Consider the following 22,358-nt stretch of genomic DNA (forward strand, 5'->3'; position numbering starts at 1 on the left):
CCTTTTTCATCATTGGAGACATTAAAATAGATATCGAGAGGACGGATATAGATATCTAATTGTGACTTGCCGGTATCAACGCCGACATTAATGTTTTGCAGTGTATTTGTATTCATAATAAGCTAACTCTTGCTTGCTAAATGCGGGTTCGAGACCCAGAAGACTATTCGAGTGTGGTGCTTGGAGTTCTATCTGACGTTCGCTCTTGTTATCGGTCTCTCGATAGAGGAGCCACACTTCAATCGAACTATCAGATAGAGAACTTTAGTTGCAGCTAAAGTCTGGGTCTCACTTTACCCTGATTCGTTAGTTATTATCCATACAAGGCTTCAAAGCCTGCTAATGAACTGATGACATGCACTTCATCCATATGAGGATAAAGTTGGTCGATGCCAATATGGGTGATCACTTGGTCACAGTATTGGTGAGCCAGTGATTCATTTCTTCCAGACGCTCTGGCACCAGCCACAACATCGGGATGCGGTTTATAGAGAAGATAAGCCTGGGGATTTTCTCTTCTAACCTGACGTAATAAATCAATATTGGTTTTTATTATTGGCGATCCAAACTCAATGGAGGCGTCGTTTTCGACTTGTCCTACTACTAAAATCATGGTCTGTTCGCGGTTTACCGGCTGCCAATCACCTTGGCCGGTATTATATTTAGTTAGGTTTGCGCGCAGCAGTTGTTGCTGTAATTGCTCTGCTTGCTGGCACTCGTCCTGGGTAAAGCTATGATGTTGTAAAAAGTGTTCTAATCGTGAAGGGCGGGTGGCATCAAAATACAAGCCAAGGTCATCCACCACCCAAGATAATGGGCGGGTAAATAACGCCCCTAAACCCACCGAGCGAAGAAAGCCATCTTCAACTCTTAATACTTGTTGTGTCCCCTGCGCAAATCGAGTGCGATTACCCCATAACACAGGCACACACTCTGGATGTAATGCTTGTGGCTGAGCTACAAACTGGCGCTGACAGCCTTGGAAAAAAGCATTAAAGCTGGCTCGCCAAAAACGTTTCACCGCCAAAAAGCCAACCTTTGCCGGTAAACGCCGACGGGCAGCAAATTGTACCTCAAGCCATGCGATGGCTTGGGAGACTGAGCATGACTGCTGTGATTCAGGATGCCATACCTGGCAATGCGGACTAAACCAGGTCGCCAACAGTAACTGTTGTTGCTGCCAATCATGCCACTCAATCTTGTGTAACGCCGGCAATGCTGCGTCTGACTGTGTCCACGCCTGCAAACACTGTGCAACCTGACCATAAACCATCAGCGGTTTTCGATAAATGGCCGCTTCAATGGTGGTTAGCCATTGATCCGTAATAATCATTTGCGCATCGCGTAACCAGCGGCCTTTGTCAGCAAATTGATCAAGCCAATAAACCTCAGCACTTGCCAACTGACCAGCCCGCTGATGACGGGCCAACTGAGCATCGGACTCGCCACTATTCTGACTCTCAACCATCACGTAAAGCAGGCAATTGATTGATTTGGCATAAGTCATTACCGCTTGCGATAGGTGACTCGCACAAGGTTGTTTGCCAAGCACCCACAGCACATACGCCGGAGGGCTCTGCGACTCTATAGGCAGATAAGTGTGAGCAAATACACTCAATTGGCTGTGCTGGATCTGCTCAAGCCATGCCTGATGCTGCGCTTGCCAAGGCAGCGTATTATCTGATAATTGATTATCTGGCAATTGCCGCGGCTTGATAACACTCATTAATGCTTGCTTGCCTTGGCGGCGTTTCGGCGCGCTAGGAGCTGGCCACACTAACCTTTGTGCTGAGCGGTGGCGAAATAAGCGGACCATACAAATGATACTTCCTTGCCAAGTTATCTGGTTTTTATCTATCTAGCTAAAGGATTATTAAACCAGTTAATCACGGTGGTCACGGATAATCGCTCGCGCTAAATGAACAATCGCAAAGAAGAACACACTCATTAAGCTCCATACCACCCAGTTATGTAAGCGGCGTGGCTCAGTGGAGAACTCAGGCAGCGTCGGATATTGTAAAACCGAGACTTGCTTGAGCTTGCGCGCCGCTTCCACTCGGGTGCTTTCTAAAGCAATTAACGCATTCGAATATAGCTCTAAAGCAAATTTGGCCTGCATCTCTAGAGTTTGATATTCGGCTGAAATGCGGTTTAAGGCGTTACCATGCTCCATGGTTAACTTGGCTTGCTCTTGGGCAATCTGTGACTTTAATGCTTTGATTTCACTACTTAAACGCTGCATTTCTGGTGATCGCGGATTTTGAAAAGTACTTAATGCATTGCGCTGTGATTCCGTCACCGCAAGTTGGGCTTGCAGTTTTGAAATGATGGTAAAAATACCTTCCACGGTTCCAGTGGGTGATACCAAACCATGTGCGTCTTGATATTCGAGCAAGGCTTCGCGAGCATCCTCCACTCGCTGCGCCATATCCGCGACTTGTACCTCAATAAATTTAAGCTGCTCTTCCGCGAGGCGCTTACCCATTAAGTTCATGTGTCGCTCACCTTCTTCGAGTAAGGTTTGCGCTATGGCTTGTGCCATTTCAGGAGTGTAAGCCTCTACCCGCACTCGCAACACTTTGGCGTAATCATCAAACTTAATCGTGATACGCTTATTTAAATAACGGTAAAATTTTTCTAGTGGCGCATTAACGTCACTTAAACGAGCAATACGGTCAATGGTAGGCTGCGAATAGTGCTGACGTAGATCGAGCTTTTTTTGCAGTTTTAAAGCCATGTCCACTGACTCAAGGTGATCTTTAAGTAGCAGTAAATCCCCTGCACCACTGGTGCCCGATAACAAGGATGAAACACTGAATCCTGTTGGCATAATCTCTGGACTACGCAGCACAATATTAGCTTGCGAGACGTAACGATCGGTGGCGATAAAGGCGTAATAAATTCCCACCAGCATGATCACAGCAAAACAAACCAGCCACTGGAGATGCTTGCGAAATACAACTTTCATTTTTTAATACTCTTATGATAATCGGCAATGGCGTGTTCAAGCTCGTCATACCAAATCGCTTTGCCTTTGTGAATCCACAGCCCTGCTTGGCATAGATCTTTTAAAATCCCTTCACTGTGCGAGACCATGACAATACTGGCTTGACCAATTCGGCTGCGGAACGCTTCGGTAGCTTTGGCGCGAAAGCTTTTATCGCCCACTGCGGTTGCTTCATCAGATAAATAAACATCAAAATCAAACGCGAGGGATAAGCCAAATGCTAAACGGCTTTTCATGCCACTTGAATAGGTGCGGATCGGCTGATCAAAGGCTTTACCGATTTCAGCAAACTCTTGCACAAAGTTGATAATTTGTTCAATGCGCTCTTCGCCGCCATGAATACGGGCAACAAATTTAACATTTTGCCTGCCGGTCATACTGCGCTGAAAACCACCACTAAGACCAATCGGCCACGAGACACTACAATCTCGCTCGATAGTGCCTTTATCTGGCATATCCATTCCAGACAGCAGTTTTAATAAAGTCGATTTACCAGCGCCATTTTTACCCACAACCCCGACACTGACACCACGTGGAATAGTAAAGTTGACGTCTTTTAACACCCAATTACTACCAAACGGACCGTGGTAGCGTTTGGACATGTTTTTAACTTCTATCATGCCGACATCAACCGAATTTTATAACGCACATGCAGCATTAAACCTAATAATCCGCAAAACAGCATCACTTGTATTGGATACAAAGGATTGATACCGGGAATCATGTAATAGCCATCAAAAAAGGCATGTCGCATCATTTCTAATACATGGGCGATTGGGTTTAACAATAACCAAGGGCGTAGCTCATAAGGGAAGAACTTAATCGGCAGTAATACCCCAGAAAGCATATAGAGTGGAAAGGTAAAAAGCCGGATGATCTTTTCTATTTCTTCGACCATAGTGGCAAACACAGACAATACCAAACCAAAACTTAACCCCACTCCCCAAGCCAAGAACCACATTACAATCACCATGAAAGGCTCATCAGGGGCGGCATAATAACCAAGAAACCGCATGCCGAAGATAAGAATGACAAAGATCACGCTACGTAAGCAAAACTCTAATAATGAACGCACGATCACGGTGTCTATCGGTAACACTTGCCGATAAGCAAACAAGGCGCGGTTAGAGCGAACCGCGCTCATGCTACGTAACATGGCATCGCGAAAGATGAAAAAAGTAATAATGCCAACAATTAACCAAGGGATAAAATCTGCCCCTTGAATGTAGCGGACACGACCAAGTAACTGCCGCACGGAAATCATGATTATCACATGCAGAACCGGTTCAACTAAGATCCAAGTCCAGCCAAAGCGATCGGCGGTCATCCGCGCCATGGCTTCACGCATAAAGAGCGCGTGCCAGACACTTAAGCAAATTTTAAACGGATGACGCGGGTGATAACTCATTTATAGATCCAACACAACCTTGGCAGCGATCGCCACTTGATACAAAATTTGCGTTAAGGTGGCTGCTAACTGCAGATTTTTGGTACTCGCGACTGGCAGAACGAGGATCTCATCGCCAGGTTGAACCGCAGCGTCACTCGCCGCTAGCACTTCACCATTTTGACGAACAATCAAAATCCGCTTTTTATCCGCATGCTGACTAAAGCCACCCGCTGAATCGATGTAATCCAGCACATTACGTCCCGCTAAGTAGACCACCGATTTAGGCACAAATACCTCTCCAGTGATGATCACGGTATTACTGCGCTTAGGTAGCGTAATCACATCACCATCTTGCAGGCGGACATCAACGAGTTGATTTTGGCTGGTCACAACCATGGTACCGTCAGGCTCAATTTGGCGCGCTTGTTGCACAAAGCGGCTGATTAACTCCGCTTCCTTGACTCGGATCGCAGATTCTTCTGCGGTTGATGATGGCGCGCCTAGGTAAGTAGCTTCAAGACGACGTAAGCTTTCTTCTAACGCCTGTTTTTGGCGCTCAGCAACCGACACTCGGCGTAACGAGATTTGACGATAATCGGTTTCCATCGGGTTAATGGCAACACTGTTGAGCAGCTCCATTAACGTGGTATTTTTCGGTAACACAAAGTTCGATTGCCCAGCAAACGTTCCTTCTAACTGGACAACGATTTGCTGATCTTTACTGTCAGCGACAAACACTAATTCATCACCGTTAGCAACGGTTTGCTGCTTGAACTCATTCAAAGTGAGATAGTGAGCGATCGGATTTTGGCTGCGCGTTCCACGTTGTAAGACATGGGTTACCGCAGGACTAAGCTGAGCCAGTTCTAAAATGGCCATGCCTTGTGCTTGGGGTGGTAGCTCAAAACGGTAAGGACGACCAATATCTCCCGTGACTAAAACACTGGCACCACGCGGTGCGACCAATAGGGTATCGCCATCTTGTAGTTGTGGATGCGCCAACTCACCATGGAGCATGTATTGGTATAAATCCAGTTCAGCGAGCACTTTTCCATCACGTAATAAACGGACATTACGATAGCTACCGAGTTGATCATCAATACCATTAGCTTGATCTAAAAACATCAAGGCAGAATCGCTTGGTACACCACTATAACGGCCTGGGCTTTTCACAAAACCAGCCACAAAAACAGACACCGGTTGAACGCCTTGTAAATTCGTATAAACCTTAACCTGTTTAGAATAGGTTTGACGAATGGCCGCAGACACGACTTGGTTTAGCTGGCTATGAGTGACGCCCTGTACTTTTACTGGCCCCACGGTCGGGATAAAAATATTTCCTTGTGCATCAACGGGTAATACGCGATCAATCTCGACCGCGCCCCACACTCGCAAGGTGACTTGGTCACCAGGCAGTAGGCGATAATTAGCATTCAAGCCATCGGAACGTAAACCACGAAATCCACCTTGAAACAACTCTGCAGCGAAAGGTTTAATCGACTGCTCTTGCTCTGTTGGTCCAACCTGCTGACTTTGTATCGGTCCATAATGTGTGCTTTGCCACTGGCTACGGGCTGCGTCATCAACGGGTACGCTATTTCCTTGTGCCTGAGCCGCCTTCGCTAGCTCTGCTTGAGTTAAAGCACTGACTTGAGGAGCAACAACAAAGGCAACACAACTGATAATCGATAGTATTTTTTTTTTCATTCAAAAGAATCCTTGCGCGAAGCACGCCTATCTCACCAATCAATGGCAATGCTAGAAACAAAAGTAGAGAAAGTGTTTAACGAGATATCGCTTACGGATTAATCGTTACGAAAATCACGCACAACTCCCCAACCTTGTGGGTAAAGGCAGAGATTATGACGATCGGAAGGCGTTAGAGATTCAACACGCAAACAAGCAAGACCAACGGCAGAAGTGAACGATTCACGAACACGCACCGTAGGAGCATCAGCTAAGGAAGAAAGTACTAAGGGGGAGTCAGACTCAATTAATGATTGCACACTCTGCTTGGCCAGTTCAGGTAAATAAATAATTTGATGTATAGGCTGACCAGCCGCAGGGCTATATTGATCTTCAATAGAACGAGGATAACTGCTACAACCAGTAATGAAGATACTGAGACTAGCAGTCACTAAGAGGGTTTTCGTTGATATCATAAAAAGTAAGCCGATGTTATTTTAACTAAACTGACTGGTTATTATTTGACCGACTTTGTCGATAAACAATAATTGATGTTTTTATTATTTAAGCTGCATTTTATTATTATATTTTGTCCCAAACAGCGTAAATTACCGATAACCGTGAATTGAGATCCACTCTATTATGTGTACGCTATTCTGTTTTTTGACATTATAAGAAATGCTTCTATGCTTAGGAGGTAAATGGATTAAACTTCAATCAAAAGTAGCTTATGAAACAAACTGTTACTCAAAAAGGAAAGCTACCGCCCGTTGAAAGACACGCTTATCCACATTGCGCAAAAATCCATCATTAATGTTGACTGCACTCATCAAAAACCTGGTTAACGGTTTATTTATAACGGTGCTTGTAATCCAATTCCTACAAGGCCGACAATATTACTTAAAACGTGCGATTCATCAATAAAAAATGCATTTTTTTTAACCGAACGACATTCCATTGAGTCATTTTTGGATAAAAGTAACATTTTCATTAAGCAAACAGAGTAATTGATAAATTGCACACTAATTTCCCATTCATAATGGCCTTTCATTATTTAATGATCGCCAACTAATTACCACATTATCAATTACGGGTCACATATAAACCAGATCGCTGCTATTAAAAACGATGGCCTTTTGGCTTTATTTATATTCACTAATCAATAAAAAATGACTATTTGTTACGCAAACTGCCTTATCGGCAATCGATAGCCAAACGACTTGGAGTGGCAGATCGGCGGCCAATGAGCGACTTTCAATGAGCATGGTAGAGATATGATTAAGAGGAATAAACTCAGCTAACACCCCATAACCAACACCACTGACACTTCAAGTAGGAAGAGGGAATTCGTTTAGTAGCAATCGTTTGGTTCTGCTCCTTTTATCGTCTAGAATGACCCCATGATGTGCTAGATCGCTCAGTATCATGCTCTGGAACGATGATTTAGTAACGTAAACTCAGATTATTGCTCTACAATAAATGCAATAAAACCTATAACTCATACAGTGGCTGCCTATGATTATTAATCTTATCTTGTTGTTTTTAGGTTCTTTTGCTGTTTTATTTACGATGCGAAAGTTCGCCTTTTTAATCAACCTCGTCGATAAGCCAAACGCACGAAAACTTCATCAAGGTTCAGTTCCTTTGGTGGGAGGCCTATCCATAAGCGTCGTTTTAGCCGTCGTTCTCATCATCCAACCGCAGATGATCCAACACAGCTGGCTATATTTGTTTTCGATTCTGTTACTGACTTTTATTGGTGCGCTGGATGATAAATTTGATCTCAGTGTACGAGTAAGAATTGGCGTTCAAGTTCTGCTTTCTTTAATCATGATCCACGTTGCTGGGATAGAAATGCATCATCTTGGCAATATATTAGGCTTTGGTGATATTTATCTTGGCTGGTTTGGAACTGTCGTGACCGTTATGGCGGTTATCGGGGCGATCAATGCTTTTAATATGGTCGATGGTATCGATGGTCTATTGGGCGGCTTATCCATTGTTACCTTCGGAGCACTGGCCTTTTTACTTAACATTGATAGCCAGCATGGTCTTGCTTACTTATGTGTAGTGATTATTGTCACCATGCTGCCTTATATCTGCATGAACTTAGGTATTTGTGGTCGACAGCGCAAGGTCTTTATGGGCGATGCGGGGAGTATGATGATAGGCTTTACGGTGATTTGGATGCTTTTAGGGGTAAGCCAGATCGAGAGCCGACCTTTAATTCGTCCCGTGACGGCTTTGTGGCTTATTGCTGTACCATTAATGGATATGGCTGCCATCATGATCCGTAGAATTCGTCGCGGCGACTCTCCTTTTAAACCCGATCGTGAGCACTTACACCATATCTTTCAGCGCTTAGGGTTAACGTCACATCAAACATTATTGGTTATTTGTAGCATAGCCAGTTTATTTGCGGCTTTTGGCATTTATGGAGAGAAAGCCAATATCAGTGAAGCGTTGATGTTTTATAGCTTTATGGCCTGCTTCGCTATTTACTTTGTCATGTTGAGCTACGTATGGAGAATCACCGCCTGGGTAAAGCGACTATTGGGAAAAGATATCGGTGAGGCTGTGGAGCATTAAACGTGCCGGAAGGGGTTTTTAGGTTCTAGGTTCTAGATTCTAGGACCTAGGTCCTAGGAAAACACAACTCTCATATGCGCCAACTGAATAGCTATAACAACAGTGCATCAGCTAACCGCTGCGCCATTTTATCCTTCTCTGATAGTAAAGGCTCACCACCAAGTAATGGCCAAGTTATCGCTAATTCAGGATCATTCCAGATTATCGCTCGCTCCGCCGATGGGTTGTAATAATCTGTACACTTGTAAACAAACTCCGCTTCTGGGCTGGTAACATAAAAACCATGGGCAAACCCTGCTGGTATCCATAACTGGCGTTTGTTCTCAGCGGTTAAGTAAGTACCTACCCACAGACCAAAGGTTGGTGAGTTTTTACGGATATCAACCGCAACATCAAATACCTCACCTGAGATGACTCTAACCAATTTCCCTTGTGTGTTTTCAACTTGATAATGCAAACCTCGCAAAATACCTTGTTTGGATTTAGAGTGGTTATCTTGCACGAAGTAAGTCGGTTGCTGAGTTACCTGCTGCTCGAATTTTTGTTGATTCCAGGTTTCCATAAAAAAACCGCGCTCATCACCAAAGATCTGAGGCTCAATAATTTTTATGTCTGGAATTGAGGTATTAATAATCTTCATTTAAGTACACTGATAAGTTATTAAGCGCTTGTTGCCAGTCGCTTGGGGTTACTGAAAATTGACGTTCAATCAACGAACAGTCTAAGCGAGAATTAGCTGGGCGTTTAGCCGGAGTTGGATACTGCTGAGTAGTAATAGCATGAATAATGGGACGCTTCTCAAGCACTCCTTGTTGCTGTGCTTTGCTAAAAATCGCCTCAGCAAAACCATACCAACTGGTATGAGGCAAACCGGAATAGTGATAAATACCAGATTGACACTTCCCTGTTTGACTATAACTAAGCACGATACTCACTAGGGCTTGTGCCAAGTCACCCGCATAAGTCGGCCCACCATATTGATCGTCAACAATGGATAGTTCCGAACGCGTTTTCGCTAACTTAAGCATGGTACGAACAAAATTGCTACCTTGCTCAGCAAAAACCCAAGCGGTTCTAATAATCATATAGTTATCGCAGCATGCTTGAATCGCTTGCTCGCCGGCTAATTTACTCAAGCCATAAACACTTTGCGGATTAGGGCGATCACTTTCCAGATAAGGATCTGCTTTAGTACCATCATAAACATAATCGGTGGAGATATGGATCAATAGAGCTTGATGCCGTTGAGCAGCTAACGCTAAATATTTCACTGCATGATGATTGACCGCATCACATGCCTCAGTGTCACTTTCTGCTTTATCTACGGCGGTAAAAGCGGCGGCATTAATAATAACATCAGGTACGATTTGACGGCATTTTTCTTCAACCAACCGTTGGTTAGTGATATCTAACTGCTCGCTGTCATAAGCGAAAAGCTGGATGGTTTTCTCTTGCTTCAATAAACGAACCAATGCCCGACCAACCTGCCCTTGGCTACCAGTTATCACTACTTTAATCATGATTTTTTCTTCTGCTCTTGAACCAGCTTCGCTAAGTACTGCCCATAATCGTTTTTTAGCATGCTGCTGGCGATACGCATCATACATTCATCACTTAACCACCCATTACGCCATGCAATCTCTTCTAAACAAGCCACTTTTAATCCTTGAATATTTTCTATGGTTTGCACAAAAGACGAAGCCTGATGGAGACTTTCATGAGTTCCGGTATCTAACCATGCAAAACCACGCCCGAGTAACTCGACATTTAACGATCCATCCTCTAAATATCGTTGATTGAGATCGGTGATCTCTAGCTCTCCACGTTGTGAAGGTTGAATTTGCTTAGCCCACTCTACCGCTCGCTGATCGTAAAAATAGAGCCCGGTTACCGCATAATCTGATTTAGGATACTGAGGCTTTTCTTCTATCGAGACGGCTTTTTGCCGCTCATTAAATTCAATCACCCCAAACCGTTCTGGATCTTTAACTTGATAGCCAAATACTGTTGCTCCATGCTGACGTTGAGCCACCTTTTTTAAAGTTTGTGAAAATGATTGCCCATAAAAAACGTTATCTCCCAGCACTAAGCAAACCGATTGCCCAGCGATAAAAGACTCACCGATTAGTAGCGCTTGTGCTAATCCATCGGGGCTAGGCTGTATCGCATAACTCAATTCAATACCATAGTCTGAGCCATCACCTAGTAAACGCTGAAAGCTGGCTTGATCTTCTGATGTCGTGATGATGAGTATTTCTCGAATCCCAGCCAACATTAACGTAGAGATGGGATAATAGATCATCGGTTTATCGTAAATAGGCAGCATCTGCTTTGACGTACCACGCGTTAGCGGATAAAGCCGAGTGCCAGATCCGCCAGCGAGCACAATACCCTTAGTATTGTGTTGAGGGTTTACTGCTGAATGTTGAGTGTTGAGTTCCATTTATTGACTTCTTATGATTCGGCTATGCAGTTTTGACAATGCGAGTGAGCTTTTTTATTAGCGATTTACTTTAACCATTAATGATTAGCGACTAGCCATTCACGATGATTTAAATACCATTCTACTGTTTTACGAATGCCTGACTCAAAAGATTCCTCAGGCTTCCAGCCTAATTCACGTTCAATTTTTGAGGCATCAATAGCATAGCGTCGATCATGACCAGGGCGATCAGTGACATAAGTGATTAGTAATGAATAACGACGATTAGGCACTGACTGCTGCCTACTCAATTCGGGTAGGCTTTCCGCCATTGGGGCTAATTCATCCAAAATAGAACAGATGGTTTTAACCACCTCAATATTTGGCTTCTCGTTATGACCACCGATGTTGTAAGTTTCACCGATCTTACCATTCACTAACACTTGATAGAGTGCACGAGCATGGTCATCAACATAGAGCCAATCTCGAATCTGTAACCCATTGCCATAAATTGGTAATGGCTTACCAGCCAACGCATTTGAAATTACATGAGGGATCAATTTTTCAGGAAATTGGTAGGGACCATAATTATTCGAACAATTAGTCACTAAAATGGGCAGACCATAAGTACGTCCCCAAGCACGGACCAAATGATCGCTCGCGGCCTTAGAAGCGGAATATGGACTAGAAGGAGCATAAGCTGTTGTTTCTGTGAACAGGGGAAGCTTTTTCATGTTTAATTGATCATTCGCAATTAAACATTCATCATGCTCAAGATCGTCTGGGTGAGGTAAATCTCCATATACTTCATCGGTCGAGATATGATGAAAACGGAACCTAACTTGCTTAGCGGGCTCCAGTGCCAACCAGTAATCACGACTTACGGCTAATAAATTGAACGTACCGACAATATTGGTTTGAATAAATGCCGCAGGGCCATCAATGGATCGATCAACATGTGACTCCGCCGCTAAATGCATAACAGCATCTGGTTGATGCGTACAAAAAACCCGTTTTAATTCATCAATATCGCAAATGTCTACCTGTTCAAAGATATAGCTAGGATTATGCGCAGCCCCCGGAAGAGATGCTAAATTTCCAGCGTAAGTTAATTTATCGACATTAATAATCTGATGAGAGGTGTTGGCTAATAAGTAACGAATAACGGCACTACCAATAAATCCGGCACCACCAGTGATCAAAAGCTTCATATGACGTTGGTTTTATAAACAGAATAAGTGCAAGGATAACGTTTTTTATCACGTTGGTCATGAATAAATAAGATGGCGGGGGGGTTAAGTTCTGGGTTCTAGGACCTAGGTCCTAGGCACTAATTTACTTTCCTACCCGATAAAGTTCACGATACCAAGCAACAAACTTAGCGACACCTTCTTGCACTCCAACTTGTGGTTGATAGCCTGTAGCCGCAAACAGATCGGTAGTATCCGCATAGGTTTGATAGACATCTCCCGGTTGCATACCGCGGAAATGTTTCTTCGCTTCAATACCAAGTTCAGTTTCAATGGCTTGAATGAAATCCATTAAGTTAATTGGACTGCCGTGACCAATATTATACAGCGCATAAGGTGCTGAACTGCTGTTTGGCTGACCTTGTTCTACTGTCCATGCATTATTGCGCTGAGGGATAACATCAGCAACGCGCACAACCCCTTCTACGATATCATCGATATAGGTAAAATCTCGCCACATATCACCATTGTTATTGATATCAATCGGATCGCCTTCAAGAATCTTTTTCGTGAAAATAAACGGTGCCATGTCAGGCCGTCCCCACGGACCATAAACCGTGAAAAAACGCAGCCCAGTGGTAGGCAGATCATAAAGATGTGAATATGAGTGGGCCATTAATTCATTGGCTTTTTTCGTTGCAGCATAAAGAGAAACTGGGTGATCCACCGAGTCACAGCTACTGAAAGGGACTTTACTATTCAATCCATAAACGGAACTGGAAGAAGCATAAACAAGGTGCTTGACCTTAGTATTGCGGCACCCTTCTAAAATATTGACGTGGCCAACCAAGTTAGAGTCTGCATAGGAATGCGGGTTTTCAAGGGAATAGCGCACACCCGCTTGCGCAGCAAGATGAATCACTTTATCAAACTGGTGTTGAATAAAGAGCGCTTCTACCGCCTCACGATTGGCGATATCAAGTTGAATGAAAGTAAAATGGTTATGCTCAATTCGTTTAAGGCGAGCAAGCTTTAAAGAAACATCATAATAATCATTATTATTATCGATACCGATAACATGATGTCCTTGCTGGATAAGTACTTCAGCGACCCGACTGCCAATAAATCCAGCAACACCCGTAACAAGAAATTTCATAAATTTTACCTTCGAAGCGTCGAGTAGGTCGCCATTGAACCTAAACGTTAACGATAAAATATTATCATGAGGATAAATTCACGCCAAAGCGTTTTAAAGTTTAAACCGCTAAAGCTAAGTGATTACAACGCCATTAAACCCAGCCATTTCTAAAGCATGAGCAAAACCTTGCTTAGCTGAACGTTCACCGTGAATCAAATGTATTTCCTTTGGCGGTTGGTCGATGCCTTTAATAAACGCGAGTAATTCAGATTGATCCGCGTGAGCGGAATAACCCGACATCACATGAATACTGGCTTTAACGTCAATCTCTTCTCCATCAATACAAATCGATTTTTCGCCTTCGGCAATGGTTCGACCCAGGGTTCCCTCCGCTTGAAAGCCGGCAAAAATCACATCGGTACGCTCATCTCCCAGCAAGGCTTTTAAATATTCAACAATTCGCCCGCCTTGGCACATCCCCGATGCGGCCACCACAATCGCGGAAGCACCGGTTGAGGCGAGATGATTGACTAGGGCCTGATGAGTTCGATAATCAGTAATTTGTATACACTGATCGAAAGCCAGCGGATGACGATGCATCTCTAAACGCTGCTTGGCCTCTTCTCCCCATAGTGCTTTGAAGCGGCGATACGATTGGGTGACTTGTTGAGCCATCGGTGAATCAAGAATAATCGGCAGATCGGCATCAATTTTGTGCTCAAAAATCAAGCGTTCAATATCAAACAATAGCTCTTGGGTACGGCCAACACTGAAAGCAGGAATTAAAATCGTGCCGCCATTTTCTAATGAGCGTTGGATGATTTCGCGTAACTTCTCAGCGCGGCCAGCCACATCATCGTGATTACGGTTGCCGTAAGTGGTTTCAATGATCAGATAATCGGCTCGCAGCGGCGATTGCGGGTCAGGCAGTAATGGCGTATTACTCGCCCCTAAATCGCCTGAAAACACAACCACTTCACCGTTGGCTAAACGAAGCTCAACATAAGCGGAACCTAGAATATGTCCAGCCGGTTGAAAGCGAAGTTGCAGTGACGCCTGAGCCTGACCATAGCCCGAAATGGTTACCCATTCACCATAGCAAAAGGGTCGTAATCGCTGTTTGATAATGGCTAATACTTGCTGAATTTGCTGGCGATTGAGGCCCAATTGCAATTTAAGCCCATCTTCTAACATTAATGGGATCAGCTCTGCACTGGCTGGCGTACAGTAAATCGGCCCTGTAAAACCAGCTGCTAGCAACCACGGTATACGGCCAATATGATCAATATGAGCATGAGTCACAATCAGCGCATCGATATGCTCGACTGGAAAGTCCAACGCAACATCCGTCGCATCTTTACCTTGAAACAGTCCACAATCGATCAGCACTGCCACACCATCGACGCGCAACTCATGACAAGAACCGGTAACCGTATTTTTACCGCCGTGATGAAGTATTTGCATATCCTTTGCCTTACTCAGAACAATTAATAAGCAAACACTAGCATAATGAATGTAAAACAAGATGGAGAGAAAAAGAAAATTCGAGGCAGTTGGCAGGAAAGAAAGCAAGATACAGAAATAGCGGCAAACTAAGTATCAGCTCTTCTAACGCCATGATGAAAGAAGAGCAGCCAAAGATCATCAGAATAAACATTTCTGATGAAATCAAAACCTCTAGGTTTAACGTATATTTTCTAAAACTTGTTGAACAAGTTTTTGGGAAGTTTCCATCAAATTCGACTCAGCGTAGCAACGCAGTTCTGGAGCATTACCTGATGGACGTAAATGAATAATATTGTGATCAGAGAGTGTTAATCTTAACCCATCGGTGAGATCGACAGCCTCAACCTCAAGTCCCTCAAAACCTAACCGCTTAAGCAACTGTTGAGGATATTCTTTGCCTTGCTCTAAAATTGCCAAACTTTTCTCAGTGGCAAAGTTTTGAATACGGTCGCTATGAGTGTAACGTTTAGGCAGGGCTTCTACTGATACAGCAATGCCCAATTCTTTCGCTGCAGAAAGCAGCATAATGAAGGGTAATACCGCGTCACGTGTTGGTAGCGCTTTCAGTGATTTGCCATTAATTTGCACATCAGAACCTAACAGATAGCCGCCATTGGCCTCAAAACCAGAAATGGCGTCATACCGTTTAGCCAGCTCAGCAAACTCGGCAATGACATACGGTGAGCCAATACGAGTGCGCGATACCTTACTAAATTGTGGAATCGACTCGATCACCGTATTACAGCTGACTGGCACCGCCAGCGCTTGCATGTTCATGGCCTGTGCGCACAGCACGCCAAGAATATCCCCACGCAGCCATTCGCCGTTTTCATCAGCCACTAGTGGCCGATCGCCATCACCATCAGTAGAAAAAATCGCATCCAGTTGATACTGTTGTGACCACGCTCTGGCTTTGGTTTTATCGGCCTCCGATACCGCTTCGGTATCAATCGGCACAAATTCATCACTGCGCTCAAGCGAAATCACTTCAGCACCTAGTGCAGTAAATAGAGGTTGATAAAGATCGCGCCCTGCGCTGGAGTGCTCATAAATACCGATGCGTTTACCCGCCAGAAAATCGCTTTCAAACAAGATGGTGTAGCGCTCAATATAAAGTTCAGCAGCTTGTGGATTGACGACTAAAGCAGGGAGCGTTTCTGGCAAAGCAAATTCCACTTGCGCAGTTAAAATGGCTTGTTCGTCGGCTTTAGTAATTTCACCATCAGGGCGGTAAAACTTCAGGCCATTACGATCAAAGGGAATATGGCTGCCAGTGACCATGATACAAGGGATAGCTTGCTGCATTGCCACATAAGCTAGTGCGGGGGTTGGAACAACACCGTAGTAGACGGCCTCTAAGCCTTGTGACTCAATCGCAGCAATACACGCTTGCGCCATGGCTGGGCTGCTTGGGCGGTTATCAATCGCAATAGCAACCTGCTGGAATACAAAATGCCCTTGCAAGCTGGCTAAGAAAGCGTGAGTGAAAGCTGCGCACGCTTGCGGGGTAAATTGAGTCACCAAGCCTCGTGCACCACTAGTACCAAATTGGATACCGGACTGTTGAATCGTAGTATGAGTAAAAAGCATAATATTATCTTCTAAAAAATTGCGGAATTTTTGAAATATTCTTGATTAGTAAAGCTTTCGGCCAAAAAAGCTGATTATTTTTTAAGGCCCTAATATCTTCGCAGCTTTTTTTATAAATATTGCCCAAACTACGATTACTAGCCCCACCAACACGCATTTTTATGAGCACATGAGGTAAATAACTCATAGAAATACTGTTTACCCAAAGATAACGCAGTAAAGAATCGTAATCGGCTGATATTTTAAAGGACAGGTCAAAAACACCGAAAGATTGATAGCACTCTCGTCTCATATAAAAAGTCGGATGTGGTGGCATCCAGCCATTGAGTAACTTTTGTTTTTGATAGTCACCGGATGTCCATAAACGAACCGTTTTGCTGATATCGTCTTTTGATACATACTCTAAATCAGCATAGACGGCTTGAGACTGTTTTTTTTGCATGATGCTGACTATATCGGCAATCGCCTCGGGATAAGCCAGCAAATCATCAGAATGCAGAAAGCCAACAATATCGCCAGTTGCCGCTTGAATACCTTTATTGAGTGCGTCGTAAATACCACGATCTGGTTCGCTAATAATCTTACTAACCCGTGAACAATTCTGTTCAATAACCTGTAAGGTGTCATCTTTTGAAGCACCATCAACAATAATATATTCAATCTCGGGGTAGGTTTGCTTTTCTAAAGAACACACCGTATCTGCTATCGTTTGGCTACTATTGTAGGTGGCAGTAATAATCGTCACTTTCATTAGTAACCAACACCGTATTCTTCTAAACGGACAATATCGTCTTCTTGCAGATAACTTCCCGAACGAACTTCAATCAAATGCAAATCAACTTTTCCTGGGTTTTCAATCCGATGAGCAGAACCAAGAGGAATGTAAGTGGATTGATTTTCACTGACTAAATAGCTTTTCTCACCATTAGTAACTTTGGCCGTACCTTGTACAACAACCCAATGCTCAGCTCTATGATGATGCATTTGTAAAGCCGTTTTCTCACCCGGCTTGACTTTAAGATGTTTGACATGAAAACGATCACCTTCGGCAATTTCATCATGAGACCCCCAAGGGCGGTACACTTCACGATGCTGCTCACATTCACGGCGATTTTGTGCTTTTAATTGGTTAACAATATTTTTGACGTCTTGTACTTTATCTTTATTGGCGACCAATACGGCATCTTTGGTTTCAATAATGACTAAATTATCAACCCCAACGGTAGAAACCAATTTGTTCTGCGCATACACATAACTGTTACGGGTTTGTTCAAGCATTACATCACCAACAACCGCGTTGCCTTCTGAATCTTTTTCAGATACTTCCCATAAAGCGTTGAACGAACCAACATCGCTCCAACCAGCATCCATCGGAACCACAAGTGCATCTTGAGTTTTTTCCATCACCGCATAATCAATCGATTCATCGGGGCATGCAGAAAATTGATCTTCTGCGACACGGATAAAATCAAGATCGGCTCTTGCGCCTTGTATGGCCAATTCACAGGCTTTTAAAATATCAGGGCGATGGGCTTTTAGCTCGGCTAAATAACGCGACGCTTTAAACAAGAACATGCCACTGTTCCAATAATATTCACCAGAACTAAGGTATTGCTCGGCAGTGTCAAGATTGGGTTTTTCGACAAATTGAGCGACGCGATAGGCTGATTCGCCAATTGACTCACCTTGTTTAATATAACCATAGCCCGTTTCTGCTGCGGTCGGGACAATACCGAAAGTAACCAACATACCTTGTTCTGCAGGTATGATCGCCGCTTTGACAGCTTGAGTGAAAGCAAAAGATTGTTGAATAACATGATCAGCAGCTAAAACGAGTAAAAGTGGATCTTCACCTCCTTTAATCGCTTGCAGAGCAGCTAAAGCAATAGCGGGGGCGGTATTACGCCCAACGGGTTCAAGAATAATTCCACCATGTTGTAAACCTTGTTGGCGCAATTGTTCTGCGACAATAAAGCGATGTTCTTGATTACAAATTAACAGCGGAGCCTCATGCTCTATCCCTTCGAGGCGAAGTAAGGTTTCTTGTAACATGGTTTTATCGCTGGCTAAGCTGATAAATTGTTTAGGGTATAAACTGCGTGAGAGCGGCCAAAGGCGACTACCTGAGCCTCCCGCCATAATGACAGGTAATAACATAACCGTTACCTACTTTTTATTTATAGTTATCTGAAAAATACGCTTTAGTATTACGATGCACCAAATCAGAATTGATCAACTCTTGCTCATCCCACCACTGATAGTTTTGATGCTGTTCTACGGGTAGCGTTTGCAAATCAAGATCTAATTTAAGTTGGTAACCTAACACCACATAATGAGTAGAGAAATCGGTACCCGAAAAATTATCACTGTAGAGATGTTGGTAAGGTCCAAGAAAACTCGCTTCGTTGAGGGGAATCGGATAACCAAGCTCTAGTTGAGTTAAACGCAAGAAAGCATGTTCAAAGGTTTCATCTTTGCCAATCCGCCCCCCGGGAACAAACCAAAACCCTTGTGCAGGACGGTTAGTTCTTAATCCTAATAAAACCTGATTACAGCTATTGCGAATAATCAGGTCGATAGAAACCAGTGGCGTAGAGGCAACGATAGTTTTAAACGTTTCTTTATCTAATCGTTGCATTGATCCCTAGCCTATTTTCGGAAGCTATCTTGATTAGCTAAAAACCACTGATAGGTTTTCGTTAGGCCTTGTTCAAGGTTAACCTGATAACGCCAACCTAAAGCCGCCAAGCGTGATACATCCATTAATTTGCGTGGCGTGCCATCAGGTTTAGTGCTATCAAAGATCACTTGACCGTTAAACCCAACAACCTTGGCCATGGTTTCGGCCATTTCACGAATCGTGCAATCGACTCCTGTACCAACATTAATATGCGATAACATCGGCTCGGTATGTGCTTGATAAGTTTCATTATCTAGCTCCATAACATGCACAGACGCGGCGGCCATATCATCGACATAAAGGAACTCACGCATTGGCGTGCCCGTTCCCCAAACGACAACCTCAGCATCACCGCGAAGTTTGGCTTCATGAAAGCGACGCATTAACGCAGGAATGACATGAGAGTTTTCAGGATGGAAGTTATCGTTTTCACCATACAAATTGGTTGGCATCACACTGCGATAATCACGACCATATTGACGGTTATACGACTCACACAGTTTAATACCAGCAATTTTAGCAATCGCATAAGGTTCATTAGTCGCTTCTAACATTCCAGTCAGCAAGGCGCTTTCTGTCATCGGTTGTTCTGCTAGTTTAGGGTAAATACATGAAGAGCCTAAAAACAACAGGTGCTGAACGTTATTCTGATGTGCAGCATGGATAATATTGCACTCCATGAGAAGGTTTTGGTAAATGAACTCAGCAGGGTAAACATTATTGGCATGAATACCACCTACTTTAGCCGCCGCTAGGTAAACTTGATCAATTCGCTCAGCAGCAAAAAATTGATTCACTGCAGCTTGATCGAGTAAATCTAACTCGCTACGTGAACGAGTAATAATCTCAACATCATCACGAGCTGAGAGTTGGCGTACAATTGCTGAGCCTACCATACCATTATGGCCAGCGACAAAAATTCGTTTTTTCACAATCAATACCGCTTAGTTTTCTAAAGAAATAGCCACATCAAAACCATGCGCTTTTAAAAGGGCATGTTGCTTGGCTTTATCAATATCTGCCGCAACCATTTCAGCGCACATCTCTTCAACCGTGATTTCAGGCACCCAGCCTAACTTGGCTTTGGCTTTACTTGGGTCACCCAACAGTGTTTCGACTTCTGCAGGACGGAAGAATTTCGGACTAACACGGACGATCACATCGCCTACCTTGACCGATGGCGCTTTATCCGTATCAACCGCAGTTACGGTGGCAATTTCATCGACACCTTCACCAGAGAAGGCTAGTTCAATCCCCGCTTCTTTGGCAGACATACGCACAAACTCACGAACTGAAATCTGTTTCCCGGTTGCAATGACAAAATCATCGGCCACGTCTTGTTGCAGCATCATCCATTGCATACGCACATAATCTTTCGCGTGGCCCCAATCGCGCAGTGCATCCATATTACCGAGATATAAACATTGCTCTAAACCTTGAGAGATATTAGCAATCGTACGGGTAATTTTACGCGTCACGAAGGTTTCACCACGACGTGGCGACTCATGATTAAACAAAATACCATTACACGCATACATGCCGTAAGATTCACGATAGTTGACCGTGATCCAATAAGCGTACATCTTTGCGACTGCATAAGGAGAACGTGGATGAAATGGTGTAGTTTCTTTTTGCGGGATCTCTTGCACCTCACCATACAGCTCAGAAGTTGATGCTTGATAAAAGCGGGTTTTCTTCTCTAAGCCATTGATACGTATTGCTTCTAATAGGCGAATAGTGCCCATTGCATCGACATCCGCTGCGTACTCAGGTGACTCAAAAGAGACGGCTACGTGTGACATTGCGCCTAAGTTGTAGATTTCATCAGGCTGAATTTCTTTCACCAAGCGAATCAGATTCGACGAATCGGTTAAGTCACCGTAGTGAAGATGGATATTACTAGAGTTGGCAATCGCAGAGTCGATACGCTCGGTATTAAAAGAAGAGGCACGGCGGATAATACCGTGGACTTCATAGCCTTTTTCTAATAAAAACTCTGCTAGGTATGAGCCATCTTGGCCGGTGATACCGGTAATTAGTGCTTTTCTTATTTCACTCACTTCATATTCCTTAATTACTTAATTAACAACTATTCTTTAACTTATCTTCAATTTCATTATATAGGGCCATAAATTTCTCTCTAACCACATCTTCACTAAAATTTTCTATTATATGCTTTCGAGCATTAAACTTGATTTTTTCTTTCTCTAGGTCATCCAAGTTATAATACCAGAATATTCCGTCGGCAAGCGATTGGGGAGAAAACGGCTCCGCCAAATATCCACTAACCTTATGCTGAATGATATCAGTTAAACCCGAATGATTAAATGCTACCACTGGAGTTTCACAACTAAGGCTCTCAGCTGCAACCTGACCAAATGACTCAACTCTTGATGGTACAATAGTTACAGTTGCAGAAGAATATACTTTCGATAAATATGTTTCTGATGAAATATGACCCAATTCAATAGACTGAATTCCATTGATCTCACCAAATCTTTTCTCTTTACCTCCGAAAACAACAATTTTTATTTTATCCAAAGATTCAAGGTTTTGAGAGAAAATATGAATCGCTTCAGTTAATAAATCAAACCCTTTAATCCAACTAGCATTACCATCTACAGCACCAAATAAAATAACAAAATCACCCTTAGATATTCCATCTATCATTACAGGTTCATCACTCCTCTTAAATTTTTTAGTATTAATAGGATTAGGGACAACACGTATATCTTTATCTTTAAGAAGATAGCTATTTTTAGCTCTCAATTTCATCCAGCTTGATGGAACAGTAAAAATAACACCTTTTAAATCAGGGTAATATTTTCTTTTAACATTCCAAACATAACGATTAACGTCAAGCCATTTTATGTTTTTGTTTTTTTTAAAATAACCATTCACGACTCGTTCATAAGCTTTATCATCAAGAGCATGATGCTCAGCACCACAATAAAACCACTCGTCATGCAACGTTATTAAGCTTTTATTTGACAATAATGTAAAATCCTTAATCCTCAGCGTTTCATTATTGATCCAGTGAATGTGTAACAACTCAGAACGCATAACCACTGAACGAATATAACCGCAACCAAATATGTTTAAAGAAACCTTTGATGGATTTTCATTTCTTTGAAACTTTGTAATAAAAAAAGATATAACC

At 43.2% G+C, this 22,358-nt stretch carries 20 protein-coding genes and 1 pseudogene; 1 reads left to right on the forward strand and 20 read right to left on the reverse strand.

Annotated features, from left to right (window positions below):
- From CAG58_RS02030 to CAG58_RS02060, 7 genes and pseudogenes are all read right to left on the reverse strand, one after another.
- Nucleotides 1–116 (reverse strand): annotated as a pseudogene (locus CAG58_RS02030) (IS110 family transposase); the annotation flags it as partial.
- A 197-nt stretch (nt 117–313) separates the two neighbouring features.
- A complete protein-coding gene (locus tag CAG58_RS02035) occupies nt 314–1,816 on the reverse strand; it encodes a capsular polysaccharide export protein, LipB/KpsS family (RefSeq protein ID WP_161439691.1) in 1,503 nt (500 codons plus the stop codon).
- Nucleotides 1,817–1,882: 66 nt separating this feature from the next.
- Nucleotides 1,883–2,968 (reverse strand): chain-length determining protein, encoded by a 1,086-nt coding sequence (locus tag CAG58_RS02040; protein WP_161426015.1) that lies wholly within the window; start codon nt 2,966–2,968, stop codon nt 1,883–1,885.
- Nucleotides 2,965–3,609 carry an ABC transporter ATP-binding protein gene (locus tag CAG58_RS02045; protein WP_202598172.1) on the reverse strand — a complete coding sequence of 215 codons (645 nt, stop codon included), beginning with the start codon at nt 3,607–3,609 and terminating at the stop codon, nt 2,965–2,967. Before CAG58_RS02045 ends, CAG58_RS02040 begins: the two co-directional genes overlap by 4 nt.
- Before the next feature lie 14 nt (nt 3,610–3,623).
- Complete coding sequence (locus CAG58_RS02050) at nt 3,624–4,415, reverse strand: ABC transporter permease (protein WP_161426017.1); 792 nt, start codon at nt 4,413–4,415, stop codon at nt 3,624–3,626.
- Complete coding sequence (locus CAG58_RS02055) at nt 4,416–6,104, reverse strand: polysaccharide biosynthesis/export family protein (RefSeq protein ID WP_161426018.1); 1,689 nt, start codon at nt 6,102–6,104, stop codon at nt 4,416–4,418.
- A gap of 98 nt (nt 6,105–6,202) precedes the next feature.
- Nucleotides 6,203–6,535 (reverse strand): hypothetical protein, encoded by a 333-nt coding sequence (locus CAG58_RS02060; protein WP_158137660.1) that lies wholly within the window; start codon nt 6,533–6,535, stop codon nt 6,203–6,205.
- Between the two features lie 1,063 nt (nt 6,536–7,598).
- On the opposite strand from CAG58_RS02060, the gene wecA reads away from it, so the two are divergent.
- Nucleotides 7,599–8,672, forward strand: a complete 1,074-nt coding sequence (gene wecA, locus CAG58_RS02065; protein WP_161425933.1) for a UDP-N-acetylglucosamine--undecaprenyl-phosphate N-acetylglucosaminephosphotransferase — start codon at nt 7,599–7,601, stop codon at nt 8,670–8,672.
- 91 nt (nt 8,673–8,763) lie between these two features.
- On the opposite strand, the gene rfbC is transcribed toward wecA, so the two are convergent.
- The 13 genes from rfbC to CAG58_RS02130 all read right to left on the reverse strand — a co-directional run.
- A complete protein-coding gene (gene rfbC, locus CAG58_RS02070) occupies nt 8,764–9,312 on the reverse strand; it encodes a dTDP-4-dehydrorhamnose 3,5-epimerase (protein ID WP_161425934.1) in 549 nt (182 codons plus the stop codon).
- A complete protein-coding gene (rfbD, locus tag CAG58_RS02075; RefSeq protein ID WP_202598173.1) occupies nt 9,299–10,192 on the reverse strand; it encodes a dTDP-4-dehydrorhamnose reductase in 894 nt (297 codons plus the stop codon). The genes rfbC and rfbD overlap by 14 nt, the downstream gene beginning before the upstream one ends.
- Nucleotides 10,189–11,115, reverse strand: coding sequence for a glucose-1-phosphate thymidylyltransferase RfbA (gene rfbA, locus CAG58_RS02080; protein WP_161425935.1), 927 nt, complete (start codon nt 11,113–11,115; stop codon nt 10,189–10,191). The genes rfbD and rfbA overlap by 4 nt, the downstream gene beginning before the upstream one ends.
- A gap of 77 nt (nt 11,116–11,192) precedes the next feature.
- Complete coding sequence (gene rfbB, locus CAG58_RS02085) at nt 11,193–12,305, reverse strand: dTDP-glucose 4,6-dehydratase (protein ID WP_161425936.1); 1,113 nt, start codon at nt 12,303–12,305, stop codon at nt 11,193–11,195.
- 124 nt (nt 12,306–12,429) lie between these two features.
- A complete protein-coding gene (locus CAG58_RS02090; RefSeq protein WP_161429588.1) occupies nt 12,430–13,440 on the reverse strand; it encodes an NAD-dependent epimerase in 1,011 nt (336 codons plus the stop codon).
- 114 nt (nt 13,441–13,554) lie between these two features.
- Nucleotides 13,555–14,886 (reverse strand): MBL fold metallo-hydrolase RNA specificity domain-containing protein, encoded by a 1,332-nt coding sequence (locus tag CAG58_RS02095; RefSeq protein WP_161429589.1) that lies wholly within the window; start codon nt 14,884–14,886, stop codon nt 13,555–13,557.
- A 219-nt stretch (nt 14,887–15,105) separates the two neighbouring features.
- Nucleotides 15,106–16,518 carry a phosphomannomutase gene (locus CAG58_RS02100; protein WP_161429590.1) on the reverse strand — a complete coding sequence of 471 codons (1,413 nt, stop codon included), beginning with the start codon at nt 16,516–16,518 and terminating at the stop codon, nt 15,106–15,108.
- A 4-nt stretch (nt 16,519–16,522) separates the two neighbouring features.
- Nucleotides 16,523–17,269 (reverse strand): glycosyltransferase family 2 protein, encoded by a 747-nt coding sequence (locus tag CAG58_RS02105; RefSeq protein WP_161429591.1) that lies wholly within the window; start codon nt 17,267–17,269, stop codon nt 16,523–16,525.
- Nucleotides 17,269–18,675: a mannose-1-phosphate guanylyltransferase/mannose-6-phosphate isomerase gene (locus tag CAG58_RS02110; RefSeq protein ID WP_161426519.1), complete on the reverse strand. Its 1,407-nt coding sequence runs from the start codon at nt 18,673–18,675 to the stop codon at nt 17,269–17,271. Before CAG58_RS02110 ends, CAG58_RS02105 begins: the two co-directional genes overlap by 1 nt.
- A 16-nt stretch (nt 18,676–18,691) precedes the next feature.
- Nucleotides 18,692–19,156, reverse strand: a complete 465-nt coding sequence (locus CAG58_RS02115; RefSeq protein ID WP_161426520.1) for a GDP-mannose mannosyl hydrolase — start codon at nt 19,154–19,156, stop codon at nt 18,692–18,694.
- An 11-nt stretch (nt 19,157–19,167) separates the two neighbouring features.
- The gene (fcl, locus tag CAG58_RS02120) at nt 19,168–20,133 is read right to left on the reverse strand and encodes a GDP-L-fucose synthase (protein WP_161426522.1); all 966 of its coding nucleotides are present in this window, start codon (nt 20,131–20,133) and stop codon (nt 19,168–19,170) included.
- A 9-nt stretch (nt 20,134–20,142) separates the two neighbouring features.
- Nucleotides 20,143–21,249 (reverse strand): GDP-mannose 4,6-dehydratase, encoded by a 1,107-nt coding sequence (gmd, locus tag CAG58_RS02125; RefSeq protein WP_161426523.1) that lies wholly within the window; start codon nt 21,247–21,249, stop codon nt 20,143–20,145.
- Nucleotides 21,250–21,280: 31 nt separating this feature from the next.
- Nucleotides 21,281–22,358 (reverse strand): glycosyltransferase (locus tag CAG58_RS02130; RefSeq protein WP_161439692.1); only part of this gene is annotated, 1,078 nt, incomplete at its 5' end.

The sequence above is a fragment of the Vibrio sp. V31_P5A7T61 genome (assembly GCF_009904895.1).
In the GTDB taxonomy this organism is placed as follows: Bacteria; Pseudomonadota; Gammaproteobacteria; order Enterobacterales; family Vibrionaceae; genus Vibrio; species Vibrio metschnikovii.

Excerpts from the sequence above, each read along its gene's own strand:
- rfbD (WP_202598173.1), bottom strand. The coding sequence starts at position 10,192 with ATGATTAAAGTAGTGATAACTGGTAGCCAAGGGCAGGTTGGTCGGGCA.
- CAG58_RS02110 (WP_161426519.1), bottom strand. The coding sequence starts at position 18,675 with ATGTTATTACCTGTCATTATGGCGGGAGGCTCAGGTAGTCGCCTTTGG.
- CAG58_RS02115 (WP_161426520.1), bottom strand. The coding sequence starts at position 19,156 with ATGCAACGATTAGATAAAGAAACGTTTAAAACTATCGTTGCCTCTACG.
- rfbB (WP_161425936.1), bottom strand. The coding sequence starts at position 12,305 with ATGAAGCTTTTGATCACTGGTGGTGCCGGATTTATTGGTAGTGCCGTT.
- CAG58_RS02105 (WP_161429591.1), bottom strand. The coding sequence starts at position 17,269 with ATGAAAGTGACGATTATTACTGCCACCTACAATAGTAGCCAAACGATA.
- rfbC (WP_161425934.1), bottom strand. The coding sequence starts at position 9,312 with ATGAAGATTATTAATACCTCAATTCCAGACATAAAAATTATTGAGCCT.
- CAG58_RS02090 (WP_161429588.1), bottom strand. The coding sequence starts at position 13,440 with ATGAAATTTCTTGTTACGGGTGTTGCTGGATTTATTGGCAGTCGGGTC.
- CAG58_RS02035 (WP_161439691.1), bottom strand. The coding sequence starts at position 1,816 with ATGGTCCGCTTATTTCGCCACCGCTCAGCACAAAGGTTAGTGTGGCCA.
- CAG58_RS02040 (WP_161426015.1), bottom strand. The coding sequence starts at position 2,968 with ATGAAAGTTGTATTTCGCAAGCATCTCCAGTGGCTGGTTTGTTTTGCT.
- wecA (WP_161425933.1), top strand. The coding sequence starts at position 7,599 with ATGATTATTAATCTTATCTTGTTGTTTTTAGGTTCTTTTGCTGTTTTA.
- CAG58_RS02095 (WP_161429589.1), bottom strand. The coding sequence starts at position 14,886 with ATGCAAATACTTCATCACGGCGGTAAAAATACGGTTACCGGTTCTTGT.
- CAG58_RS02050 (WP_161426017.1), bottom strand. The coding sequence starts at position 4,415 with ATGAGTTATCACCCGCGTCATCCGTTTAAAATTTGCTTAAGTGTCTGG.
- CAG58_RS02100 (WP_161429590.1), bottom strand. The coding sequence starts at position 16,518 with ATGCTTTTTACTCATACTACGATTCAACAGTCCGGTATCCAATTTGGT.
- rfbA (WP_161425935.1), bottom strand. The coding sequence starts at position 11,115 with ATGGAACTCAACACTCAACATTCAGCAGTAAACCCTCAACACAATACT.
- CAG58_RS02045 (WP_202598172.1), bottom strand. The coding sequence starts at position 3,609 with ATGTCCAAACGCTACCACGGTCCGTTTGGTAGTAATTGGGTGTTAAAA.
- CAG58_RS02055 (WP_161426018.1), bottom strand. The coding sequence starts at position 6,104 with ATGAAAAAAAAAATACTATCGATTATCAGTTGTGTTGCCTTTGTTGTT.